Below are 21,595 nucleotides of genomic sequence, written 5' to 3'. Positions count from 1 at the left end.
ATTATAACATATTAATCCAATTTTTCCATTTTGGAGATAGAAACCTCATAGGCAATCCTTGTTATAACATTTTCGTCATCTAACCTTTTTTGATATTCCCTGCTTTGAAATCTACCCCATATCCTGACATGAGTACCTACACTTAGCCTCTCGCAAAACCTTGCATTTCTACCCCACGCTATGCACGGTATGTAATCAGATTTATTATACATCCTGTTTACAGCCAACAAGATATCACATATCTCTCTGCCAAAGGGTGTGGTTCGGTATATTGGTTTCTTACACAGATATCCATCTAAGAAAATATCATTGGGATTTTTAATTTTATCTTCCTCTGTAGAGTTCTTTATATCTTTGCAAAATATCGAAAGCAAAAGGTGACCCTTTCCATCACTATTAACTCGATTATAGGAACGTATCTGTCCAGTGATAGCCACCCTGCTCTCTATGTTTATATTGATACCATCCAACAGTCTTTCAGATACCATGACAGGCAGACGATCACATGTATTGGACAATCTTGGCACATCAATAAAAAAATTATAAAACTGTTCCCCATAAATCTCATGACTGAATTCAAAATCGGAGGCAATAGAACCACTGATATTGGCCACATTAGTATTTACAACGCTCCCTAGCATTTTACACTCTCCCTTTCAATCGTAAGTTTCTAATGATAATAATATTAAAGGGAGCATACAAATATACCTTATTCTTTCTCAATATTAAAAAAATCGGCCCATGGTTTCTTAATGACATTGTTATCGCCTAAAAGTAAAACCATGTCCCCTTTTCCAATGCGGTTTAGTATACCTCTAATTGCTTCCCCACATTCGTCAGACAAACATTCTATGCCATAACTTTGAAGAAGCCTCTTCAGGTATGCTGTGCAATTGTCATTCTGCATACAAATAGTATAACTATATATCTGATACCATTCCCTCAATATGTCAGCTATCTTTTTAATGAAGCCATAACTTTTACAGTTAAAACTATCTGTTATTATATATAAATTATTAAATTCATTTTCACTCAGACTTTCAAGAACGGAAAAAAGCTGATAGGGATTGCTTATCTTGTTATATATCACACTGAATTCTCCATCATATAGTTTTTCCATATTTCCAACAAATTTTAATTTTGATAACGTGTCTGATATTATTTCATCTTTGGTGTCTAACAATAAAAGGACCGTTATTGACGCTAAGGTATTATAAATGTTATATTTACCAGGCACATTTATATGCACTTTAAACTCTCTTGGCTGAACATGACTACCGTTTATTGCGTTAAAACTTCTCTGTATGCAGCATGTAAATGTTTGGCTCCAGTCTTCCTGAATCACACTGGATGCCGTTACTGTAGCCTTTCTGCTGAATCCGTAGTCTACAACCTCACTCGCATAAGGCACTTTCAGCCTGTAGTTTACATCTGCATTAACTATCATCTTAAAGGCATGAGGAAAATGGATGACCTCCTTCTTAAATGGCCTGGCCATGCCCGCCATTACAATCAGGTCACAATCCTTATTTGCAACACCCTCATATACCTCAACATCATCAAGTACATTTTCTATCATTGTCTTAATTGTTGTCTTCCCGCCTCTACCTACTACAGAGATAATAGCCATAGTATACCCATCTCTCTTCTAAAATGTAATTTCCTGTTTGTCACCCCTGTGAATATTATAATACGCATATATAATCGATTATATGTAAAAGGATAAGGAGCCATCACACAGACAGCTCCTTATTTTGCAAAGACATGATTACCAATCTTTTTAATAACCGGCCTTGACCATATCCACTTTGATTGTGCCATAGCAGGGTTATAGTAATACAGTGCTCCTCCGCTTGGGTCCCATCCGCTTGCTGCATCCTCTGCTGCCTTTAACGCAGTGGAATCCGGTTCTAAGTATATCTGGCCGTCACTTACTGCTGTAAATGCTAAGGGCTGATAGATTACTCCAGCCACCGTGTTTGGAAAATCAGGGCTCTTAATCCTATTCAACACAACAGCTCCTACCGCTACCTGACCTTCATAAGGTTCACCCCTCGCTTCCGCATAAATAAGTTTAGCCAGTAAATATATGTCACTACGACTCAGTCTTCCCGACCAGTCTCTTGACGAAAGCGTGGAAGCGCTTCCGTGTGAACCTGATGCCCCGGTTGGTATTATAAGCTTCTGGCCTGGCCTTATGATGTCACTCCAGTAGTTGTTTGCCTGTTTTATGGCATTCACTGTCGTGCCATACCAGCTCGCTATCTTATAAAGAGTCTCACCCTTGCTCACCACGTGCACTCTGCTGCCTGATGAATTCGATGTGCTTGCAGGTATTATGAGCTTCTGGCCTGGCCTTATGATGTCACTCCAGTAGTTGTTTGCCTGTTTTATGGCATTCACTGTCGTGCCATACCAGCTCGCTATCTCATAAAGGGTTTCACCCTTGCTTACCACGTGCACCCTGGTGGCGGCATCCACTGGTTGTATTCCCACCAAAAAGATAAGGGAAACTGCGAAGAAAAAAACAATCAAAAAAGTAGTGGCCCTTATCATGCTAACACCCCCTTGTTTAAGGTCATAGTGATAACATGATTATACAGATCAAGCCGCATTTTGTCGACTTGCCTATTCGGCCACCATTCGTTTATATCCTAAACGACGTTGTAAACCCTTATGATATAACAGTATGTACTTAAATATACTATGCAATACCAACAATTTCATATATCATTGTAAGTTGTTACTTTGTAAATGTTGCATTCCCCGATGATCTATATAGTAGTTGTCCTTGTATATTAACTCGGACACAGTCACAAAGCTATAACCTCTTTCTTTAAGCTCATTCAATACGGTCGGCAGTACCTCAGGGGTATGCTCACCATCATTGTGAAATAAAACTATAGAGCCTTCTTTAACCTTTGGTAAAATCCTGTCAGCCATAGCATCGGCAGATAGGCCTTTCCAGTCCAATGAATCCACATCCCACTGAATAACATAATAACCGAGCCTTTTAGCTGTCAATACAACCCTGTTGTTATATTCCCCAAATGGAGGCCTGAATATCTTTACGTCCTTGCCGGTTAAAGCCTTAATTTTTTCTGTTGTAATGGTAAGCTCCTTTTCAATTTCAGACTCAGAAAGGCTGTTCATATGCGGGTGAGAGGTAGAATGGTTACCAATCTCATGCTTCCTTCTCGCTATCTCCTTTACCATGTCAGGATGATCATCCACCCATATCCCCACAAGAAAAAATGTAGCTTTTGCGTTATAATGGTCGAGTATATCTAAAATTTTAGCCGTATTTTCAGCGCCCCAGCTGGCGTCAAAGGTTATCGCTACCTTCTTCTGGGGTGTATCAACACAGTATATGGGAATCTCTCTCTGTGGTGCAAACACAGATATGATGCCTGTGTATAACCCATTGTAATATATAAGGGAAACACCTACAAGCACAAATACTATACAGACCTTGATCAATTTGCCCCATTCTATGTAGATTATACGCATACCATCCCTCCATTCTCTAATAAATTTATTCCTCTTCATGTGACTTTATACTCTTTACCCATAAATTACAAAATTATTTAATGAATATAATATGCAATATTATAAAAAAATACTTATGCAAACAGTATTTGAAAGTAGGGAATATCTATGATCTGGGTGTTGATTTTACTGGTAGTATTTGCTATCTCCTTTTTTTATCTTATGTTTTATGATGATAGAGAACTCTCGCCTGTAACCGTGCCGGGGACTAAAGGCAAAGAAAAAGAGCAAAATAGACCCTCTACCACATTCAAAGACGTTGCAGGCCTGGACGAGGTTATTGAAGAGCTTCAGGATATAGTAGATTACATGAACAATACACAAAAGTACAGGGCCATGGGGGCAAAGTTCCCTAAGGGTATAATCTTTTACGGCCCTCCCGGTACAGGTAAGACGCTGCTTGCCAGTGCCATGGCAGGCGAAACACGGGCCGCTTTTTATCCTGTAAGTGGCTCCGAATTTGTGGAAAAGTATGTAGGTGTAGGTGCCAGCAGGATAAGGGCTTTGTTTCAGAAGGCCAGAAAAACTGCCCCCAGTGTAATATTTATTGATGAGATAGATGCTGTTGGCAGCAGAAGAAATGTTGACAACAACTCTGAAAAAGACCAAACCTTAAACCAGCTTCTTGTGGAAATGGATGGTTTTAATTCTAATGATGAGGCAGTGATTGTCATAGGGGCAACAAACAGGCTTGACCTTTTGGATGAGGCGCTCTTGAGGCCTGGCCGATTTGACAGACACATATTCATTGGTCATCCAAACCTACGGGCAAGAGAGGAAATATTAAGAGTTCATACTAAAAATAAACCATTGGAACCAGATGTGGATTTAAAGGAACTGGCCATGAAAACATTTGGTATGACGGGTGCTCATCTGGCCAGTATTGCCAACGAAGCTGCCATATTGGCGGTAAGACGAGGTAAAAAACGCATAGGTTGTGACGAATTTAATGAGGCCATCGAGAGGGTTATCGCAGGCATAGAAAAGAAAAACGCTTATGTGATTGAGAAGGAAAAGCTAATAGTAGCATACCACGAAGCAGGCCACGCTCTGATTTCAAATTTGTTAAAAGTAAATACCATTAGCAAAATATCTATCGTCCCAAGGGGTCATGCTTTAGGTTATGTATTAAATCTCCCAAATGAGGATAACTTCCTTGAAACCAAAACCCAGCTTCTCAATAGAATGTGTGTACTCCTTGGTGGACGGGCTGCTGAAGAACTTATCTTCAAAGACGTGTCCTCAGGAGCTCAAAATGACCTCAAAGAAGTTACTCAAATAGCACTTACCATGATTACCTCATACGGCATGAGTGATATAGGCAAAAGGGTATACGACGGCCAAAACACTCGATACAGTGAAGAAATAGATAGAGAGGTAAATAAAATAATAGACATGTGCTACAAAGAGACACTGGCTATATTAGAAAAGAACAAAAACCTGCTGGATAAAATAGTTAATAAATTATTAGAAGCAAACTCTCTCAATGGATATGAAATAGATGAGATAATAAAAAGCTCTAAAAGTTCTCGAATGGTCACAGCATAGTAGCAGTAGGACTGAAATCCTGCTGCTATATTACTTCACAAACAAAAACTAACCCATAAATAAAAAATTTTACATAAACAGCCTGTATCTTTTATACTGTTTCCTATGAAAAAATACCGTTGTGTGCTATAATGGATAATAACAAAAATGATTACATAAAATATTTGAGAACCATTTGTTTGGAGGTGGGCGGGATGAAAATAGAAAAAATAAATGAAAACAAGATTAGAATCCTAATAACCGCCGCAGATTTAAAGAAAAAAAACATAGATATAAATGAGTTATATTATGATAACACAAAAGCCCAATCACTTTTCTGGGAGCTGTTGTATGAAGCTTACATCGAAGAGAGTTTTGATGTAGATAATGCCAAGCTTATAGTAGAGGTTGCTCCAGTTTCCTATGACAGTTTTGTCATTGTGGTTACCCGTATCCCCAATTCAAAACCTCTATGGCTTTCCAGCAAGCCGCCAAAGAGCTACCTCGATAACTATTATGCCTTTGACACCTTTGATGACTTAGTTATTCTCTCCAAGGAAATAGATGGATTATTCTCTGGAGAAAGCAGCCTGTACAAATACCATAACAAATATATACTTTCATTGAACGGCTATCTTACCAAAAAGGCCCAGGCCATCCTGGACGAATATGGAATAAAAACCAGCATCTCTTCTGGAATACTGAATGAGTATGGAAATCTTTTAATAGATAAGGATGTTTTTGAAATAATAAATGAATATTTTTAGGGGGATATTTAGTTATCCCCCCTACAAAAATTTCTCCAGTAAATGATTTAATTCTCTTACATTGTCAAGAAGTATTTTTTGTTCCTCTTCAGTCAGTTTGGTCAGTCTTCTTTTCAGTATCTCGTTAAATATCCTCTTGTGTTCATCTATCAGTGACTCACCTGCTTTTGTCAATTTTATATATATTACCCTTCTATCTTTAGGGGAATCCATTCTTTCAGTAAGACCCATCTCTACCAATTTGTTCACCATAACAGTGGCACTGCCACAACTTACATGTATGTTGTCACTGAGCTCGCTCATTCTGCAAGGCTGACTCTTTTTTATTATGTGCAATAATTTATATTGGCCTGATGTTATCCCGAGCTCATTGAGTGACTCTCTGGTAAGCTCACGGAACCAGGTACTGCAGTTTATAAAAAATGTACTAAACTCATTATTTAAATCTCCAATTACCATATACCTTTACCTCACTACTGAAAATTCAGGTCAACGTCATCGACATTTTCCAGTGTCTCGTCGCCTGAAGAACTTCTTACAATAGCTCTTCTTTTCCACCTTCCAGACCTATAATATGCATAGCTCAAGATTGCACTTAAAATAGAACCACTCGACATGCCAACCCAGATACCATTTTGGGCCAAACCCGTCTTTGACAGGTATGCGGAAAGTGGAAGCCTTACAACCCACAGTGAGATAATAGAAATTATCATTGTTATAATAGTATCCCCAGCTCCTCTTATTATACCGTTAAAGACCCACATCAGTCCAAATGGAACATAGGCTATAGCCAGAGTTCTCAAACATTGCGCCCCCAAGTTTAGCACTTCCCTGTCAGTAGTAAAGAGCAACAGCAATTTATCCGGTACAAGTAAAAAGACAACTGAAATTATACCTGTAATTAAAACAGCAATAATCTCAGACCACCTGGCAACCTCCTTAACCCTTTCCGTTTTACCTGCACCCATATTTTGTCCTGTCAAGGTGGAGGAAGCCATTCCTATTGACATTGATGGCATAAAAGCAAAAGAATCTAATTTTTGTGCCGCATTAAAAGCCGCTACCACATTTACACCAAAACTATTCACAATAGACATAATCAGTGTATTCCCCAGAGCTACAACAGTTTGCTGTATACCTGCCGGAAGACCAATTTTTATAGTAAGTCTTGTCAGCTCCCTATCATACCTTATATCACGCAACTTATAGCTTATGACATGCTCATTTCTATCAAGATACCTCAAAGCAAGAACAAAAGATATGGCCTGAGATAAAATTGTAGCTATTGCAGCTCCTTGTATTCCCATTTTAGGTATCGGACCAAGACCAAATATCATTATGGGATCAAGTACTATATTTATCATTGTAGAATAAAAGAGAAACCTAAGCGGTGTCTTAGAGTCACCCAGACCCATCAAAATAGCACTGGTCATGTTATACCCAAACATGAATATAAACCCCATAAAGATTATGCGTGCATACCCTGAAGCCATAGGAAGGATTTCTTCTGGGGTATTAATGAGCCTCAAGAGCGTCCTGTTAAGCAATATCCCTGTTGTAGAGGCTACAATAGACGCTATGATGAGTAAAAAAAGCGAGTTTCCTACTGTTTTCTTTACCATATCAATCTTTTTGGCTCCTACATATTGTGCTACCATTACAGTAGTAGCCATAGTAATACCGGTAACAAGCGCAACCAGCACAAATATAATGGGAAAGCTCACAGACACAGCGGCTAAAGCCTGTGGCCCTAAAAACCTGCCAACCCATATGCTGTCTACCGTATTATAAAGTGCCTGCAATATGTTTCCCAGAAATAACGGTATCGAAAAAGACAAGAGATGCTTTGGTATACTACCTTCCGTAAAATTATTTATTTGATTGTTTTCCTTATCCATGCTGTCTCATCTCCTTATGAATACTTCTAATGATATGTTATTATACAATAAAATATTTTTAATATCAAATAGTTTTATATGAAAAATTAAATGCTTAGGGACATAACTCGTTATATTAATGTGCCTCATATGCTAAAACAGAAAACTGATGGGTATAAAAAAAGACGGATCTGCTCCGTCTTTACTGAATAAGCCTTAAGCAGCCACGCCTGCAAGGGAACTCCTCAATAATTCTCCCGAAATGGTCTCCTCCCTCAAAATAATATCTGCAAGGCTTAAAATAATATCTTTATTTCTTTCGATTATATTTTTAACATGCCCTTCAAGTTCCTTGATAATTTCTGAAACAGTAATGCTCAGTTCTTTTTTCGGCAGGTCATCCTTGCTTATTATCCCCAGTCTTGACATTCCTGAATATATAATATCCTTAGCATACTTTATTGCCTGCTCAAAGTCATTAGCGGCACCTGTACTTCTGCTGTTTAAAATTATCTCCTCTGCCATCGCTCCACCTAAGCATATCATTATCTGTTCTTCCAGTTCTTCTTTGGTATAAAGATAATGATCGTCCTTCTCCGTCTGCCGTACAAATCCCAAGGCGTTACCTCTGGGTGCTATGGTGATATTGGCAACACTGCCTGGGGTGAGTGTCTCAATGACTACTGCGTGTCCCGTCTCATGAATGGCCACCCTCTTTAGCTCTTCAGGCGTTGGCCTCCTGTCAAGCTTTTCTCCCATTATCACCTTATCCACAGCCTCCGTGAGATGTTTCTGAGTAATTACGCTGGACTTATCTCTCATGGCAAGGATAGCAGCTTCATTCATAAGAGCCTCTAAATGAGCACCTGAAAAACCAAATGTGTCCTGTGCAATCTTCTCAAGGTCCACATCTGATGCCAGCGGCTTCCCTTTGGAATGTATTTTCAAAATATCCAAACGACCCTTCTTATCAGGCAGGTCAACTCTTACCTGTCTGTCAAAACGGCCTGGCCTCAAAAGTGCCTCGTCAAGCATATCCATTCTATTGGTTGCAGCTATAACCAGTATTTTTATATCATCATTCGGGTTTATCCCATCCATTTCAACTAAAAGCTGATTCAAAGTCTGATCATATTCCATATGTCCTTCGTTTCTACCCCTCTTTACACCAACTATCTCAATCTCATCAATAAACACCACAGCTCCTTTTTTCCCCTGCTTTATAGCTTCATCCCTCGCTATGTCAAAGAGCCTTCTAACCCTCTGAGCCCCCACTCCGGCATATACCTCTATGAATTCACTGCCTGATGACGCCACAAAAGCCGAATCAGTATATGAAGCTGCAGCTTTTGCTAGAAGAGTCTTGCCTGTCCCGGGTGGTCCCCAGAGCAGTATCCCTTTCAGGGGCCTTATCCCAAGTCTTTTAACCTCTTCATCGTGAATGATGAAATCAAGTGCCTCCTTAAGTTCTCTAATTGCGGAATTTTGGCCTCCAATATCGTCAAAGGTAACAGTATGAGGCACACTTGTTGTTTTAAGACCTCCGCCCATCTTTCCTTCCAAAAGATAATTCAGCACAAAAAGCATACCTCCTATGAATATAATAGGGGTTATATCAAACCCAAGGATTGCCAAAAATACAGCTATCGCTACCGCTGAACCAAGCAATATCTCTCTAATCATCGCAAATTCCCCCTTGCCGCCTCCGAGTAGTTTATGATTCTGTAGAGCGCACTATCGCCATACAGAAGGGTCAGATATATATTATCCTCATCAATTCTAAGGGTATAACTAACACCAGTCATCGCTAAATCTACTTGTATATCGTCCCTCATCTCTTTAAAATCGCCATTAACCTTGGATTCAAATATATCAAAAGAAATTATATCAAAAGCCTCCTTAACCTTTTTGTAGTCATGACCCTTTATATCCTGAATTATTATCTCTGCCTGAGGCGTATCCCTGTTTACCTCTCTTTTAACATCTAAATATATCTCCTGAAGATCCGCACTTTTATCTATATCCACAAAAATTTTCTCTGAGACCTTATCCCTCACAATACTCACTGATTTAACTCCTCCTATGGACTTTATCCTACCTTCAAGGTTGTTACTCTGATACTGAGTATATACTCTAAGCCCAAGAAGGAGAACACTCAAAAGGGATACCGCCACAATAACCACAATGTATAGTTTTATTCCTTTAAACACATCTTTGCCCTCCAGAAACAATATATGCTCAATTATATCACAATAGTATATACTATTTCAAGCAAGAAGCTTATACCGTTTGAGGATCTCGTTTATACCCTTTATACTGAAAGCTTTTTCAGCATCAGTGGTATCAAACTCCAGGGACTTTTTTACAAAACTTGTAAACTCATCTATATTATTAAAAACAGGTGAAACATTGGATAATATATCTTTTATAACTATCTTTCTCTCATCGGGTTTCATATAGCTAAGTTTAAAATCAATTTCAGACATTATATCATTAAAAGCACTATAAAGTTCCTCCTGGGTAACCTCATAATTACCATCAAATTCCATTTCATCATCCTCTAAGGCAAGTGCATTGAAATAATAAAAATAATTAAATATGTCAACAAGTTCTTCTACTGCCATATCTTCAGAAGTATTCATACTGCTGATATCACCTATAACCTGGGAATACCTCTTTAAGACATCATACCAGCGATACATGGTCTCCCTAAGATGGCAAAATAACGTCCTGCCGCCTTCTATGGCTGCACCTTCATCATCGTTTAAACTCAAAACATATTCGTAGGCCGTTGCTATATCCGGTTCCAGCTTGATTAAAGAGCGATAATTCATATCGAAATCAAGCAAAATCATTATTATGTGATTGGAGGCCATAATATAAGACCAGATAACATCACTTATCATATCCAGTGTTACAGCATATCTTCTAAGCTCTGTACAGTATATGCTAAGCTTTCTCTTTGACATTCCCTTATAGTTCATATTTGAGTACCTTTTTATATTTCTTGCATATATATTATCAGCAAAAGCATAACTTCCACTAAAATCTATAGATATAATATCATAAATGTCATACAACATCTCTGCAGCACCTTCAGGATCCCTCTCTATCAAATCAGATATAGAATTATTCAAATATCTATAAAAAAAATCCTTGGTAATTCGTAAAGGAATAATAGATAAGATCTCCTGTTCCACATCCTTGACTGTTTCTACGTCAGCCCTTTTTAGTGAAAGAGAAAGGTTTTTATAAAACTCTCTCAGGTCATATTTACGGTGATATCTATCATTTCTATCACGCCAGTAGCTGCACAGACGATATACATGGTGGGCATAAGATGCTAGAAATTTGTACTCCTCATAGTAATCCATAAGTCTTTTCTTTGCCTGATAAAACTCAAAGACTTTTTTGCCTTTAAGTCTACTTTCCATATTCAGGGTTTGTTTAAACCCTATTACAGCATCTTCTACATAGGAAAATTTATTACTCAACTCATCCTCTATATATATACGACCCAGTTTATTTAAACAGTCCTTTATATATACATACTCCTCAAACAGTTCTATGGAAGCTACGACATCTACGGTACTGGCAAATGTTTTATTTATACCATTTATATCAGATTTAATTTCTCCCGTATTATTGCTGTTTAAATTCCAGTTTAACCTATTACCTTTCATTATGGCAACACTCCTGCCCCTTGTTTTGTCTTTAGTTTAGCACAATTTTATTTTTGAATCAACGAGGCAAAAAATAAAAGGGGTTCAACCCCTCTTATCAAGAAAATTACCGCTATCCCCAATATTCATGTATAGTGCCTTTATTTGTCGCCTTTTTGTCTTTATAGCGCCTAATTTTTCACTCAATAAATTTGCTATACTGATCATTTTATCCCTGTTAATATCATCTGCAGTCTTTATTTTGTTTTTAATTTCCTTCAATTGCTCTGTAGACGATGATACCCTATCTATAGCATCCTTAACATTTATAGAATCTATAGCATTTATGACCTGTTGTTTCTTTTCTATCAATGCCGTTAAAGCATCAAAGTCACGATTATCTATAGCTTTTCCCTGTTCCACAGTGAGTGAATAAAGCTCTTCAAATAGGGATAATTTATCAGAAACTTCCAGTGATTGTCGCTCCATAAGGTATCCTCCCATTTAAATCCTTTTCAAAGCCTCTGCCCATGTCCCCCTCAAATCCTTAATGAGCGGTAAAAGCTGCATTAACTTTTCCTTGTCTTTGGTCATATTAGCCTGGATAAGCAAGTCCATAAAAAACTCATAGAGACTATCCAAATTTTTGGATATATCGTAGTCCATGTTAAGGCTTAAGCGAAGCTCTGTTATTATATCCTCAGCCCTCAGGATGTTACTGTTTGTCTCTACCCAGTCCTTCTTTTCAATTGACATAATGGCTCTGTTTATAAACTTTATACATCCGTCATAAAGCATCAGTATAAGCTCCTCAGGCTTTGATGTCAATACTGTATTATTCATATATTCATTGTAGTAGTTAATCATAGGTCATGCCCTCTCCCTTACTTTTTATTGAAATTGTTGTGATAACCATGCACTCTGTGCATTCATTTGGCTTATCATTTCTTCCATTTGCGTAAACTCTCTATAGTATCTGTCTTCAATTTCCGAGAGCCTATCTTCCATTTCTGAGATACGGTCGTTCATGTCCCTTATCTGTCTTGAAAGCGAACTCTGGTCATAGAGCGTAATCCCAAGATAATCTCCTGCATACTGCTTTATGCTGTCCAATCCATTATCTATGACATCATTCATCTTACTCATAACACCCTGCATCAGATTAATGACAGCGTCTGGATTATTCTCAATAGCGTCTCTGAGTTTGCTGTCATCTATATACAGTTTGCCATTCTCATACCAGAGACCAGTAGTTACACCAATATCCGCAAGAGAGTCATAAGCAGGGTCTGACCCCACCTTTGTATATATGGCATTCCTCATGGAAGTAAGAATCTTGGAAAGCATTGGGTCATTCTTAAGCAGTCCGCTTCTTGCTTTTTCCTCCCATTGCTCCTGCTGTTTATCCGTAAGTTGCTCCCTCTGGTCGTCTGTCAAAGGCAGATAGTCAGAGTATCTCTCTTCGGAAAGTTTTGAATTTATGTCTGCAATTACAGTGTTGTATTTATTTAAAATATCCTTTATCTGATTGAATATATAGTCTGTGTCATTATTCACCGTGATGGTAGATGTTCCTGCGGCCTTTAAGTTAACATTTAGTCCATTTATCGTAAAGCTGTTGGTTGGTTGTGTAAAGGCCAGGCCATTAAATTCAAATTGAGCGTCTGAACCAGATGCAGATGTTGGCAGCTTCAATATATCTGACATAAGTGTTGATGAGTCATCGCTAACTACTATATCCGTATAGCTGATATTATTAGTGCTCCCTGTAGTATTTGACATTATAAAGAAGCGGTGCATATTTTCGTCATAGGAGGCTGTAATGCCTATACCTGAATTAGTTATTTTAGACGCCAGTGTATATATGGTATCATTATCCAGATCCACCGTAATTGTTGCTTCCTTGTCACCATTTGCTATATGTAAGTTAACAGAGCCACTTGCAGTTATGCTGCTAAACTGCTCTTTCAAGGTTTTTTTGCTTCCATCACTATTATAAGAAGTTGGTAAATCTTCACTGCTTGCCATATATGCAGGTTTTGCAAGAGCGGTGACATCCAGGGTATATATCCCATTTACAGCAGAAGTACTGGCTGTAGCTGAGGCAATTACTTCATTGCTTACACCTACAGTCTTTGCTTTATAACTTGATGAAAGCTGCATATTAAAAACCTGCTGGTTAAAATCATAAAGCTCTTTTGCTAAAGACTTGTAGTCTTCCTGTTTCCACTCTAAAAGTGTCTTGTTCTGATTCAATCGGTCAAGAGGTGCCCTTTCTGCCTTCATCAGGTTGTTTATTATTGACTCGTAGTCTATGCCTGAGGCCAGGCCACTTATCCTGTTAAAATTCACCGAGCTTATATAATTACTCATATTTATAATCATCCCTTTCGTTTTGCTCAAAGCGCAAAACAGTGAAACCGCTGCTTTCGAGCTTGTTTTTTCAATATATTATAATACAGCCATTATACAGCCATTCATATCCAGCCCACTCACAAACCATTATGTGAATTAGCGTATTAATCCTTTTGGCACAAACTTCACCTTTATATTTTATGTAAGATTGTCTTATCAGGCACGAAGTTAATTCTTATACTTTTACTTCTCAATAAACTGGCAACAAAGGCGTTATCATTTATAAGTCCAGTCGGTTTTCAATCTTTGACAAACAGGCTAAAAAGTTCTCATGATGTCTTCAGGCCTTATCCTCTTATATCTTTTTATCTACAAACAAACCTACAATCTCCCAAATCTTAGCCACCAGGTCAAGTATCTTTTCTGGTGGTATCTCCTTTATCACCTCGTTTGTCTCCTCATTAATAATCTTCACGACAATCTTATGGGTGCCTTCATGTATTGAAAACTCCAAGCGCGTATCCGGACCAACAAGTTTTTTATTGGCATCCTCTATAAACTTTATATACTGCTCCTCGCTGACAAGTTGCCTTTCTCCCTGGCCATCATTTCGTTCCATGTAATTGCATGCCTGGCAATCATTGCCTTGGCTTTCAATCTGCATTGTACTCCTGACATTTGCAGAAGAAAGCTCTTTTATCATACTTACGCCCATATAAGACAACCCCTTATTCATCTTCAATTCTTATATCGACATGATTATAAAATTTTTTATATCATCAGCAAAACTCTTTACTTAATACAACAAAATAATATAATTAAATGGAGGAGGGAAAACAATGAATCTTGACGGTATAGGTTCCTCATTGGGAGCGGTCGCTCTTTTAATATATGGGACGAGTCTTTTTTCGAGCAGTGTACAGGAGATAATAGGTAACAGGCTAATTCATTTTTTAAACTTTCACGTAAAAAATGACAGGGGATTCATGCTCTCGGGATTATTATTATCAATATTTATAGAAAATAATGTAATAGTGAGAAATATTTCTCTTGGTTTCTTAAAATCTGGAATCATTACTTTAGATCAAACCCTTAGCATGGTAATGGGTTCTAACTTAGGAGCCACTCTTCTTAACTACATAACTTATATTCGCCCTGGATATTGGTTATATATATTGCTTGCATTAGGTACATTACTGTACTTTTTCTCTAAAGGCAGCGTGATGAAAGGCTTTGGCAAACTGTTGCTCTCAACAGGTTTTCTATTCTTTTGCTTCTTTTTTGTGCGTACCAACGATCTGGGATTGGGAATCTTCCTTGATATGTTAAATATATCCAATATATTCATCGGCCTGATAATAGGACTTATAAGCGCCTTAGTATTTCATGGTTTCACAATACCCGTATTTTTACTGCAGATTCTACTTGTACAGGGGTTTATAGGATTTGAAACGACACTGCCCATACTCATTGCATTAAACATCGGGACAATTTACGTCATGTACAGGCCAAACGAGGAAAACAACAGGCTTATAAATGCATCACAACTAATAATCTATGCCCTTGTCTCTATTATTGTCTTAACATTTGCGCCGCAATTCATAAATATGATAAATCGTGCCACTTCTAACGGTATTTTACAGATAGCTTTAATGAATACCTTGATAAATGCCATAGCCCTGCTTATCTCATTGATATTTATAGGAAATATACCTGCCATTGTAGGCGAATTCATCCACACAGAGGATAAAAAGGAGAACAGGATTGAGCTATTGGATGAACGTATACTTGTAAATCCAGTCCTGGCACTGGAGCAAATCAGGAGGATTGTCCACCAGATGGGCATACTTTCGCTAAATTCTCTTGAAAAGGTTATGAATTCCTTCATAAATCAGGATAATCATGGTACTGAACGGGCTTTAGAAAATGACAAGATAATCAAGGAAATGGAAAAACAGATAAATCGATACCTTGTCATACTTGGCAAAAATGGTCTCACCAGCGAATTATCAATAGCCCTTAAAGAGATCTACGATATAATGGCCGATATAATCAGTGCATCGAACAGTACAGTAGATATTGCCCATTATACCCAGGAATCTATAAATGCAAACCTCACCTATTCAGCTGAAGGAATAAAGGACCTCAAGGGCATGTATGCCAAGGTCTATCATATGTTTCAGGATAGCCTTTCCATACTTTTAGAAAGGAACAAGGAAACAGCTTCTTTGATTTTATCTAGGGAAAATGAAGTAGATAAACTTCAACTGCAGCTGAGAAACGCCAATATAAGCAGACTTAATCGCGGTGACTGCACACCACAATCAGGACTCATATATATAGACGTCATTGCTGAGCTTGAGAGAGTGGCTGATCATGCAGCTGACATTGCTCATATTGTAAAAGGTGATTGATGCCTTATTCTTTTTTCCCCTTTCGGGCAGCAGCTTATGCAAATCCCGCACACATGTCCATATCCAATCTTATTATAGTTCCTTTTCATAAACTCGCTGCAATTTCTGGCATCCACAATCTCATCCCTTTCCATGCCTGCATACCACAGAGTATTTTTCAAAGAGAGGGATGGACATTTTCTCACACATAGATCACAATTTCCACATTCGCTTTCAACGATTGGTTTATCAACAACAAGTTGAGCATTGGTAATTACTGTCCCCAATCGTACACGGGGACCATATTCCCTTGTGATAAGGAGGCAGTTTTTCCCAATCCATCCGAGACCTGCCCTTGTGGCCGCAGTCTTATGCGGAAATGCAGCCTTAAGTTCACCAACACTTTGAGATGCTGGTATAGGGATTGCCTTAAATCCCATCTCTTCAAGATATATTGAAGCTTTAAGCCCTATGTCATCTATGAGGGCATTAACGGTTCGATACAGATGATAATAGGTATAAGTCGGCCCTCCCACCACTGCATCCATAACCCCGTCAACCATCCTTACAGCAAAACTTACAGCATAGTCCATTCCATAAAACTCATCATATCCAAGGTCTCCAATATAGCCAAACCCTACCAAGGATGCTCCAAGAGATTGCATAATCTTTTTGATTTCATCTTTCAAGGCAAAGACCCCCCATTCCCATTGGCATACTCTTATTTTAACTGACAGTTGACTACAGCTTATAATAGTATGTTTCTTTATATTGTTATATATTATATAATAGACATGAGGTGATAAAATGTCAAATATCAGGGAAATAGCTGAGAACAAGCTGATCATTTTATATATACTGCATAGGGCGAAAAGACCACTTACCCTGGACCAGATTACAGATGTAGTTCAGGACGGCGGATATATGAATTATTTCATATTCATGCAAAATTTAAATGAACTTGTTGAGGGTGGATATGCTGAAAGAGTTAATCAAGTGTATGATATCACACCGAAGGGCATGCAGATACTCAACATGTTTAAAAACAAACTGCCGGATGGAAACATAAAAAATATAGATGAATATATAACCACTCATCGCGAGAGCTTTAAACGGGATACCGAAATGTTTGCCGAATACTATAAGATATCTGATAAGCAGTATATAACCAGTCTGAGAGTGATCGAAAACGATATGGTCTTGATCGAGCTTAAGCTTAATGTCCCAACACTAGACCAGGCCAAGCAGATATGTGATAATTGGAAATACATGGCCAAAGATGTCTATCCGTATATCATGAATTCACTGGGAAATGGGCAGAAAGACCCATAAATATTGACTCATGCTAATTAACTTTATTTCTCTATAAAATAAACTTCATCTCCTTTTCTATTTCTTACAAGACCAGATAAACCTCGCATCTTTAAAACCTAATTATCACTTAGATAATTTTCCTTTACGGAATAAAATTCAATGTTCAACCATTTTAATGTATGGCTAACTTTTGTTTTATTTAGCCACACAATTCTTTTCATTTATAAATCCAGGCTTTTTCCAACATAAAAGGGTTTAAATTAATTACTCAATGCGACCGCCTGCAAAAGATAAAATAGTTCTTTATTGCATACAATTTTATCATATAGTATACTATGTGCAAACATGGAGGGAATGCTTTTTATGGATGAACAAAAAGCTATAATATCAGTAATTGGAGCAGACAGAGTAGGAATTATTTATAATGTATCCAAATTATTAGCAGAAAGCAACGTCAATATTCTAGACATTAGCCAGACAATTTTAAAAGATATTTTAACAACGATCATTCCTGCTCCTGGTAAAAAGGAAGGGGATCATGTGGAATTTGGTGGCCTTTTAGGACATGCATCAGTGATGAAAGTAAATAGCTTTTCACCAAAAGATTTTATAAATAGAAGTGGTAGAATTCCCGCGCCACTTCATAGTTTAAACAGCTAGCGCTGAGCATGAAATAAAATTTCATGCTTTTTTATGTCACAAAATACAGTTTTGATGTGTTTATATTAATGTAAGACATATGTGGGAGGTGTTCAAAATACTCGACTCATTCAAAGATATATTTGAAAAATACTATGGTAAGGTCTACCGTCAGATAGCATTGATGATAAATGATGATGACAAAGCACAAGACATTGCACAGGAAGTCTTTATCAAGTTAATTAAGGACCCTCCCCATAATGATGAAAATATAGGAGGCTGGTTATCGAAAGTGGCGACTAATCAAGCACTAAATTACATGCGCTCAGAAAAGAGTCTTAAAGTAAGGGAATTAAAAGTATTTCAGTTTAATGACACTTTAATATCGCCTGAAGACATGGCAATTGAAAAAATAGAAAATGAAAAAGCTAAAAAAGTTTTATCAAAAATGGATAGGCGTGACAAGTTATGTCTCATACTCAAACACTCAGGATATAATTATGAAGAAATTTCTATATCACTTGGGATAAAAAAATCATCTGTTGGAACAACGATAGCAAGAGCACACAAGAAATTTAAAGAGCTTTATGAAAAGGAGGTGTAGCATATGTGCTTTGATGAAGGGACGCTTCAGGCATATTTAGACGGTGAAATAGATGAAGCATTAAAAGACCAGATAAAAAAGCATCTTGATACGTGTGAAAAATGTTCAAATAAGCTTAATGAGCTTAAAAATTTAAATGACTTTTCAGAAAAAGCCTTCAAAACAAGCTCAATAGATCTCGATAAAGCGTGGGAAAATCTAAATAAAAAGATCTATAAAAAAGAAAGAGGTGTATTAAATATGCTGAAAAAGTACAAAAAATATGCGGCAGCAGCCGCTGCGGTGGCTTTGATCACAGCATCCATAGCATTGCCACCTGTGCAAAAAGTAGAAGCTGAGATTTTAAGTTTGTTTAGGCTTAATAATTTTAAGGCTGTAACAATAACACCAGATGACATACAGAATATAAAAGACAAATTTTATCAAGCAGGAAAAATTGACCTAAAACAGTACGGAGTCATTAAAGTAACTGGTGACTATGGTTCTTCTAAAGAATTTAGTAAAAGCAATTTAGATGAAATAAAATCTTACGTCGGATATGATTTTAAACTGCCTCAAGATAATAATGATTTCAAAATAAGAGACAGCATTTATGTGCAAAAAGGTCAGTCTGTTGAATTTAAATTGAATGTAGATAATATAAACGACCTAATTAAAACATTTGGAGGAAATAAGCTACTGCCAGAGAATTTAAATGGAAAGACATTTAAAATAATTTTAGGCGACAGCATCCATATATCTTCCACAGATAAAAATGAATCGGATTCTTCAAAAAATATAAGCTATGGACTTGATATAATGAAAACCCCTGAGATAATCGTACCTGAAGGTGTCGATATTGAAAAAGTCAGAGATGCTGTCATCAACATGCCATTCCTTCCTGACGATATAAGAAACCAAATAGCTAGCATAAAAGACTGGAAAAATACAATACCTGTGCCTGTGACAGATGCAGACACCATAAAAGATGTTACTATAAACGGCAGTAAAGGAATTGTGATATCAGGGACGTATGAAGGCTCCAGCGATTTAGAGGTATATTCAAATCTTGCATTAAATGATAATGACGTAATATATTGGTTTAGCGGAAATAATATGTCACCAGATGAGCTTATAAAAATAGCAGAATCAATGAGGTGATGAAATGATAATTGAGACTCAGAATCTCACAAAACAGTTTGACGGTAAAGGCGGATTTAAAGATGTAAATATTTCTATCGATAGTGGCACGGTTTTTGGATTCCTTGGCCCAAACGGTGCCGGAAAAAGCACTTTTGTAAAAACTATGGTGGGGCTTTTATACCCCACCTCTGGTTTTGCATGGATTAATGGCTTTCCCATCGGCACTATAGAATCAAAAAGAAAAATTGGATTTCTTCCTGAAAATTTTAAGTATTACGACTGGATGACAGGGAAGGAATTGATGAAATTTCATGCAGAATTATACAAGATGAAAAGTCCAGATAAAAAAATTGAAGAACTCCTTGAACTTGTTAAGCTTAAAGGACATGAAAACAAAAAAGTAAAAAATTACAGCAAAGGGATGCAGCAAAGGATAGGACTTGCCATTGCCCTTTTAAATGATCCGGAAGTAATCTTTTTAGATGAGCCCACATCTGCCCTTGATCCTGTTGGCAGAATAGATGTTAGAGAGATAATAAAAAGATTGAAGGATAGTGGTAAGACAGTGTTTTTAAACAGCCACTTGCTAAGCGAAATCGAAATGATCTGCGATGAAGTTGCAATTATAAACCATGGACATGTAATAGCCGAAGGAAAGCTTAAAGACCTATTAAGTAAAAGTACCTATGTAGAGATGGTTGTATCAGATTATGATAGCGAATTAATCAAAAAGATATCTAATCTAGCGTATGATGTTGTATTCAAAGATGGCAAGCTCACATTTAAAGTAAAAGATAGAAATGGTATTCCGCAGATTGCAAAAACTGTCGTAGATTCCGGTGCAAAACTGTATCAATTGGATTCAAAAACAGGCTCATTGGAAGATCTATTTATAAATATAGTTGGAAAGGATGAAGATGTATGCTGACAATAACGAAATACACCATCAAAGAAATGATTAAAAAGCGTGCATTCCTCCTGATTGCAGTGCTTACAGTAGGATATCTTTTTATTTATGGTTATGGATTGAGTTTATCTTTTCATAGTGGCGGTTCCTCTATAGGTAATGTACCAGACATCAGCAAAATCTTACTTGAGTCACAACTCCTTTCTGCAGGGCTGTACTTTGCAAATTTCATAGTGGCATTTTTGATAGTGCTTACATCTGTAAGTGCCGTATCAGGGGATGTGGAAAGCGGCTCTATATACGCTTTATTGTATAAACCGCTAAAGAGGTATGAATACGTGCTGGGAAGATTTATAGGCCTTAGCATCATCATTGTCATTTACAGCACAATATTGTTTCTTTCAATAATAGGCCTCAATATGGCCTTTGAAACAAAAGTATATTTAGAAGCAGGCAATATCTTTCGCTCATTATTCTTTTTTGACCTTGGTCCAATAGTCCTCTTATCTTTAGTAATCGCTTCAAGTTCGATACTGTCAACAGTAAATACAGGTATTATCACAGTCATGACATATGGGATAGCTATGATAGGCGGCATCCTCGAACAAACGGGATCCCTTTTTCAAAATAGCCAAGGCCTTACAAATGTCGGCATCATAACAAGTTTAATCTTACCTACAGATGTGATATTTAGAAAGATGAATGCAGAACTTCTTACGCAAAATACAGGCTTAAGCTTTCTTTCACAGGGACCCTTTGGCGGTACGTCACAGCCAAGCCCATACATGTTTGTGTATATCATCTTCTACATTTGTTTTCTACTGTATTACGGTATAAGGAAATTTGAAAAAAGGGATTTGTGATGTATATTTTTAATAA

At 37.4% G+C, this 21,595-nt stretch carries 21 protein-coding genes and 3 pseudogenes; 10 read left to right on the top strand and 14 right to left on the bottom strand.

Annotated features, from left to right (window positions below; genetic code table 11):
• Window positions 1–11: 11 nt before the first annotated feature.
• The 4 genes from FWJ32_RS08455 to pdaB form a co-directional block, all read right to left on the bottom strand.
• Window positions 12–641: a single-stranded DNA-binding protein gene (locus FWJ32_RS08455; RefSeq protein WP_149545515.1), complete on the bottom strand. Its 630-nt coding sequence runs from the start codon at window positions 639–641 to the stop codon at window positions 12–14.
• A 68-nt stretch (window positions 642–709) separates the two neighbouring features.
• Window positions 710–1,630, bottom strand: a complete 921-nt coding sequence (locus FWJ32_RS08450; protein ID WP_149545514.1) for a Mur ligase family protein — start codon at window positions 1,628–1,630, stop codon at window positions 710–712.
• 119 nt (window positions 1,631–1,749) lie between these two features.
• Window positions 1,750–2,556, bottom strand: a complete 807-nt coding sequence (locus tag FWJ32_RS08445; protein ID WP_149545513.1) for a cell wall hydrolase — start codon at window positions 2,554–2,556, stop codon at window positions 1,750–1,752.
• A gap of 174 nt (window positions 2,557–2,730) precedes the next feature.
• A complete protein-coding gene (gene pdaB, locus FWJ32_RS08440) occupies window positions 2,731–3,510 on the bottom strand; it encodes a polysaccharide deacetylase family sporulation protein PdaB (RefSeq protein WP_149545512.1) in 780 nt (259 codons plus the stop codon).
• Window positions 3,511–3,675: 165 nt separating this feature from the next.
• Between pdaB and FWJ32_RS08435 the strand changes: the two are divergent.
• Together FWJ32_RS08435 and FWJ32_RS08430 are read left to right on the top strand one after the other, a co-directional pair.
• A pseudogene (locus tag FWJ32_RS08435) lies at window positions 3,676–5,097 on the top strand (ATP-dependent metallopeptidase FtsH/Yme1/Tma family protein); the annotation flags it as partial.
• Between the two features lie 194 nt (window positions 5,098–5,291).
• Window positions 5,292–5,843: an adaptor protein MecA gene (locus FWJ32_RS08430; protein ID WP_162523569.1), complete on the top strand. Its 552-nt coding sequence runs from the start codon at window positions 5,292–5,294 to the stop codon at window positions 5,841–5,843.
• A gap of 21 nt (window positions 5,844–5,864) precedes the next feature.
• Here the strand turns inward: FWJ32_RS08430 and FWJ32_RS08425 are convergent, their stop codons facing one another.
• From FWJ32_RS08425 to FWJ32_RS08385, 9 genes are all read right to left on the bottom strand, one after another.
• Window positions 5,865–6,302, bottom strand: coding sequence for a MarR family winged helix-turn-helix transcriptional regulator (locus FWJ32_RS08425; RefSeq protein WP_149545509.1), 438 nt, complete (start codon window positions 6,300–6,302; stop codon window positions 5,865–5,867).
• A gap of 14 nt (window positions 6,303–6,316) precedes the next feature.
• A complete protein-coding gene (locus tag FWJ32_RS08420) occupies window positions 6,317–7,741 on the bottom strand; it encodes an MATE family efflux transporter (RefSeq protein ID WP_149545508.1) in 1,425 nt (474 codons plus the stop codon).
• A gap of 195 nt (window positions 7,742–7,936) precedes the next feature.
• Complete coding sequence (locus tag FWJ32_RS08415; protein WP_149545507.1) at window positions 7,937–9,403, bottom strand: AAA family ATPase; 1,467 nt, start codon at window positions 9,401–9,403, stop codon at window positions 7,937–7,939.
• Entirely contained in the window at window positions 9,400–9,930 is a 531-nt protein-coding gene (locus tag FWJ32_RS08410; protein WP_149545506.1) for a hypothetical protein, read from the bottom strand. Before FWJ32_RS08410 ends, FWJ32_RS08415 begins: the two co-directional genes overlap by 4 nt.
• A 57-nt stretch (window positions 9,931–9,987) precedes the next feature.
• Complete coding sequence (locus tag FWJ32_RS08405) at window positions 9,988–11,403, bottom strand: hypothetical protein (protein WP_149545505.1); 1,416 nt, start codon at window positions 11,401–11,403, stop codon at window positions 9,988–9,990.
• A gap of 84 nt (window positions 11,404–11,487) precedes the next feature.
• Window positions 11,488–11,871 carry a hypothetical protein gene (locus FWJ32_RS08400; RefSeq protein ID WP_149545504.1) on the bottom strand — a complete coding sequence of 128 codons (384 nt, stop codon included), beginning with the start codon at window positions 11,869–11,871 and terminating at the stop codon, window positions 11,488–11,490.
• A 15-nt stretch (window positions 11,872–11,886) separates the two neighbouring features.
• Complete coding sequence (gene fliS, locus FWJ32_RS08395) at window positions 11,887–12,249, bottom strand: flagellar export chaperone FliS (RefSeq protein ID WP_149545503.1); 363 nt, start codon at window positions 12,247–12,249, stop codon at window positions 11,887–11,889.
• A 24-nt stretch (window positions 12,250–12,273) separates the two neighbouring features.
• On the bottom strand, window positions 12,274–13,755 hold the full coding sequence (gene fliD / locus FWJ32_RS08390) for a flagellar filament capping protein FliD (protein ID WP_162523568.1): 1,482 nt from the start codon (window positions 13,753–13,755) through the stop codon (window positions 12,274–12,276).
• Window positions 13,756–14,092: 337 nt separating this feature from the next.
• Window positions 14,093–14,452 carry a flagellar protein FlaG gene (locus tag FWJ32_RS08385; RefSeq protein ID WP_238988834.1) on the bottom strand — a complete coding sequence of 120 codons (360 nt, stop codon included), beginning with the start codon at window positions 14,450–14,452 and terminating at the stop codon, window positions 14,093–14,095.
• Between the two features lie 124 nt (window positions 14,453–14,576).
• Here FWJ32_RS08385 and FWJ32_RS08380 point away from each other — a divergent pair, with 124 nt between their 5' ends.
• Window positions 14,577–16,151 (top strand): Na/Pi cotransporter family protein, encoded by a 1,575-nt coding sequence (locus tag FWJ32_RS08380; RefSeq protein ID WP_149545500.1) that lies wholly within the window; start codon window positions 14,577–14,579, stop codon window positions 16,149–16,151.
• Here the strand turns inward: FWJ32_RS08380 and FWJ32_RS08375 are convergent.
• A complete protein-coding gene (locus FWJ32_RS08375; RefSeq protein ID WP_149545531.1) occupies window positions 16,130–16,795 on the bottom strand; it encodes an epoxyqueuosine reductase in 666 nt (221 codons plus the stop codon). The two genes, FWJ32_RS08380 and FWJ32_RS08375, sit on opposite strands and share 22 nt — an antisense overlap.
• A gap of 142 nt (window positions 16,796–16,937) precedes the next feature.
• Here FWJ32_RS08375 and FWJ32_RS08370 point away from each other — a divergent pair, with 142 nt between their 5' ends.
• From FWJ32_RS08370 to FWJ32_RS08345, 7 genes and pseudogenes are all read left to right on the top strand, one after another.
• Window positions 16,938–17,462, top strand: coding sequence for a DUF4364 family protein (locus FWJ32_RS08370; RefSeq protein WP_149545499.1), 525 nt, complete (start codon window positions 16,938–16,940; stop codon window positions 17,460–17,462).
• A 327-nt stretch (window positions 17,463–17,789) separates the two neighbouring features.
• Window positions 17,790–17,891, top strand: a pseudogene (locus FWJ32_RS14015) (ACT domain-containing protein); the annotation flags it as partial.
• Between the two features lie 54 nt (window positions 17,892–17,945).
• A pseudogene (locus FWJ32_RS14010) lies at window positions 17,946–18,104 on the top strand (PFL family protein); the annotation flags it as partial.
• 79 nt (window positions 18,105–18,183) lie between these two features.
• A complete protein-coding gene (locus FWJ32_RS08360; protein ID WP_238988833.1) occupies window positions 18,184–18,687 on the top strand; it encodes an RNA polymerase sigma factor SigX in 504 nt (167 codons plus the stop codon).
• A gap of 3 nt (window positions 18,688–18,690) precedes the next feature.
• Window positions 18,691–19,827, top strand: a complete 1,137-nt coding sequence (locus FWJ32_RS08355; RefSeq protein ID WP_149545497.1) for a DUF2275 domain-containing protein — start codon at window positions 18,691–18,693, stop codon at window positions 19,825–19,827.
• A gap of 4 nt (window positions 19,828–19,831) precedes the next feature.
• Window positions 19,832–20,737 carry an ABC transporter ATP-binding protein gene (locus FWJ32_RS08350; RefSeq protein ID WP_149545496.1) on the top strand — a complete coding sequence of 302 codons (906 nt, stop codon included), beginning with the start codon at window positions 19,832–19,834 and terminating at the stop codon, window positions 20,735–20,737.
• Entirely contained in the window at window positions 20,731–21,579 is an 849-nt protein-coding gene (locus FWJ32_RS08345) for an ABC transporter permease (protein ID WP_149545495.1), read from the top strand. Before FWJ32_RS08350 ends, FWJ32_RS08345 begins: the two co-directional genes overlap by 7 nt.
• Window positions 21,580–21,595 lie beyond the last annotated feature (16 nt).

The organism is Calorimonas adulescens (assembly GCF_008274215.1).
GTDB classification, from domain to species: Bacteria; Bacillota; Thermoanaerobacteria; order Thermoanaerobacterales; family UBA4877; genus Calorimonas; species Calorimonas adulescens.
The sequence above is the reverse complement of the archived record's forward strand: the minus strand, read 5'-3'. Positions and strand labels throughout refer to the sequence as shown.

Coding starts and splice junctions, on each gene's coding strand:
- FWJ32_RS08455 (WP_149545515.1), bottom strand. CDS start 641: ATGCTAGGGAGCGTTGTAAATACTAATGTGGCCAATATCAGTGGTTCT.
- FWJ32_RS08450 (WP_149545514.1), bottom strand. CDS start 1,630: ATGGCTATTATCTCTGTAGTAGGTAGAGGCGGGAAGACAACAATTAAG.
- FWJ32_RS08445 (WP_149545513.1), bottom strand. CDS start 2,556: ATGATAAGGGCCACTACTTTTTTGATTGTTTTTTTCTTCGCAGTTTCC.
- pdaB (WP_149545512.1), bottom strand. CDS start 3,510: ATGCGTATAATCTACATAGAATGGGGCAAATTGATCAAGGTCTGTATA.
- FWJ32_RS08430 (WP_162523569.1), top strand. CDS start 5,292: ATGAAAATAGAAAAAATAAATGAAAACAAGATTAGAATCCTAATAACC.
- FWJ32_RS08425 (WP_149545509.1), bottom strand. CDS start 6,302: ATGGTAATTGGAGATTTAAATAATGAGTTTAGTACATTTTTTATAAAC.
- FWJ32_RS08420 (WP_149545508.1), bottom strand. CDS start 7,741: ATGGATAAGGAAAACAATCAAATAAATAATTTTACGGAAGGTAGTATA.
- FWJ32_RS08415 (WP_149545507.1), bottom strand. CDS start 9,403: ATGATTAGAGAGATATTGCTTGGTTCAGCGGTAGCGATAGCTGTATTT.
- FWJ32_RS08405 (WP_149545505.1), bottom strand. CDS start 11,403: ATGAAAGGTAATAGGTTAAACTGGAATTTAAACAGCAATAATACGGGA.
- FWJ32_RS08400 (WP_149545504.1), bottom strand. CDS start 11,871: ATGGAGCGACAATCACTGGAAGTTTCTGATAAATTATCCCTATTTGAA.
- fliS (WP_149545503.1), bottom strand. CDS start 12,249: ATGATTAACTACTACAATGAATATATGAATAATACAGTATTGACATCA.
- fliD (WP_162523568.1), bottom strand. CDS start 13,755: ATGAGTAATTATATAAGCTCGGTGAATTTTAACAGGATAAGTGGCCTG.
- FWJ32_RS08385 (WP_238988834.1), bottom strand. CDS start 14,452: ATGGGCGTAAGTATGATAAAAGAGCTTTCTTCTGCAAATGTCAGGAGT.
- FWJ32_RS08380 (WP_149545500.1), top strand. CDS start 14,577: ATGAATCTTGACGGTATAGGTTCCTCATTGGGAGCGGTCGCTCTTTTA.
- FWJ32_RS08375 (WP_149545531.1), bottom strand. CDS start 16,795: ATGCAATCTCTTGGAGCATCCTTGGTAGGGTTTGGCTATATTGGAGAC.
- FWJ32_RS08370 (WP_149545499.1), top strand. CDS start 16,938: ATGTCAAATATCAGGGAAATAGCTGAGAACAAGCTGATCATTTTATAT.
- FWJ32_RS08360 (WP_238988833.1), top strand. CDS start 18,184: ATGTGGGAGGTGTTCAAAATACTCGACTCATTCAAAGATATATTTGAA.
- FWJ32_RS08355 (WP_149545497.1), top strand. CDS start 18,691: ATGTGCTTTGATGAAGGGACGCTTCAGGCATATTTAGACGGTGAAATA.
- FWJ32_RS08350 (WP_149545496.1), top strand. CDS start 19,832: ATGATAATTGAGACTCAGAATCTCACAAAACAGTTTGACGGTAAAGGC.
- FWJ32_RS08345 (WP_149545495.1), top strand. CDS start 20,731: ATGCTGACAATAACGAAATACACCATCAAAGAAATGATTAAAAAGCGT.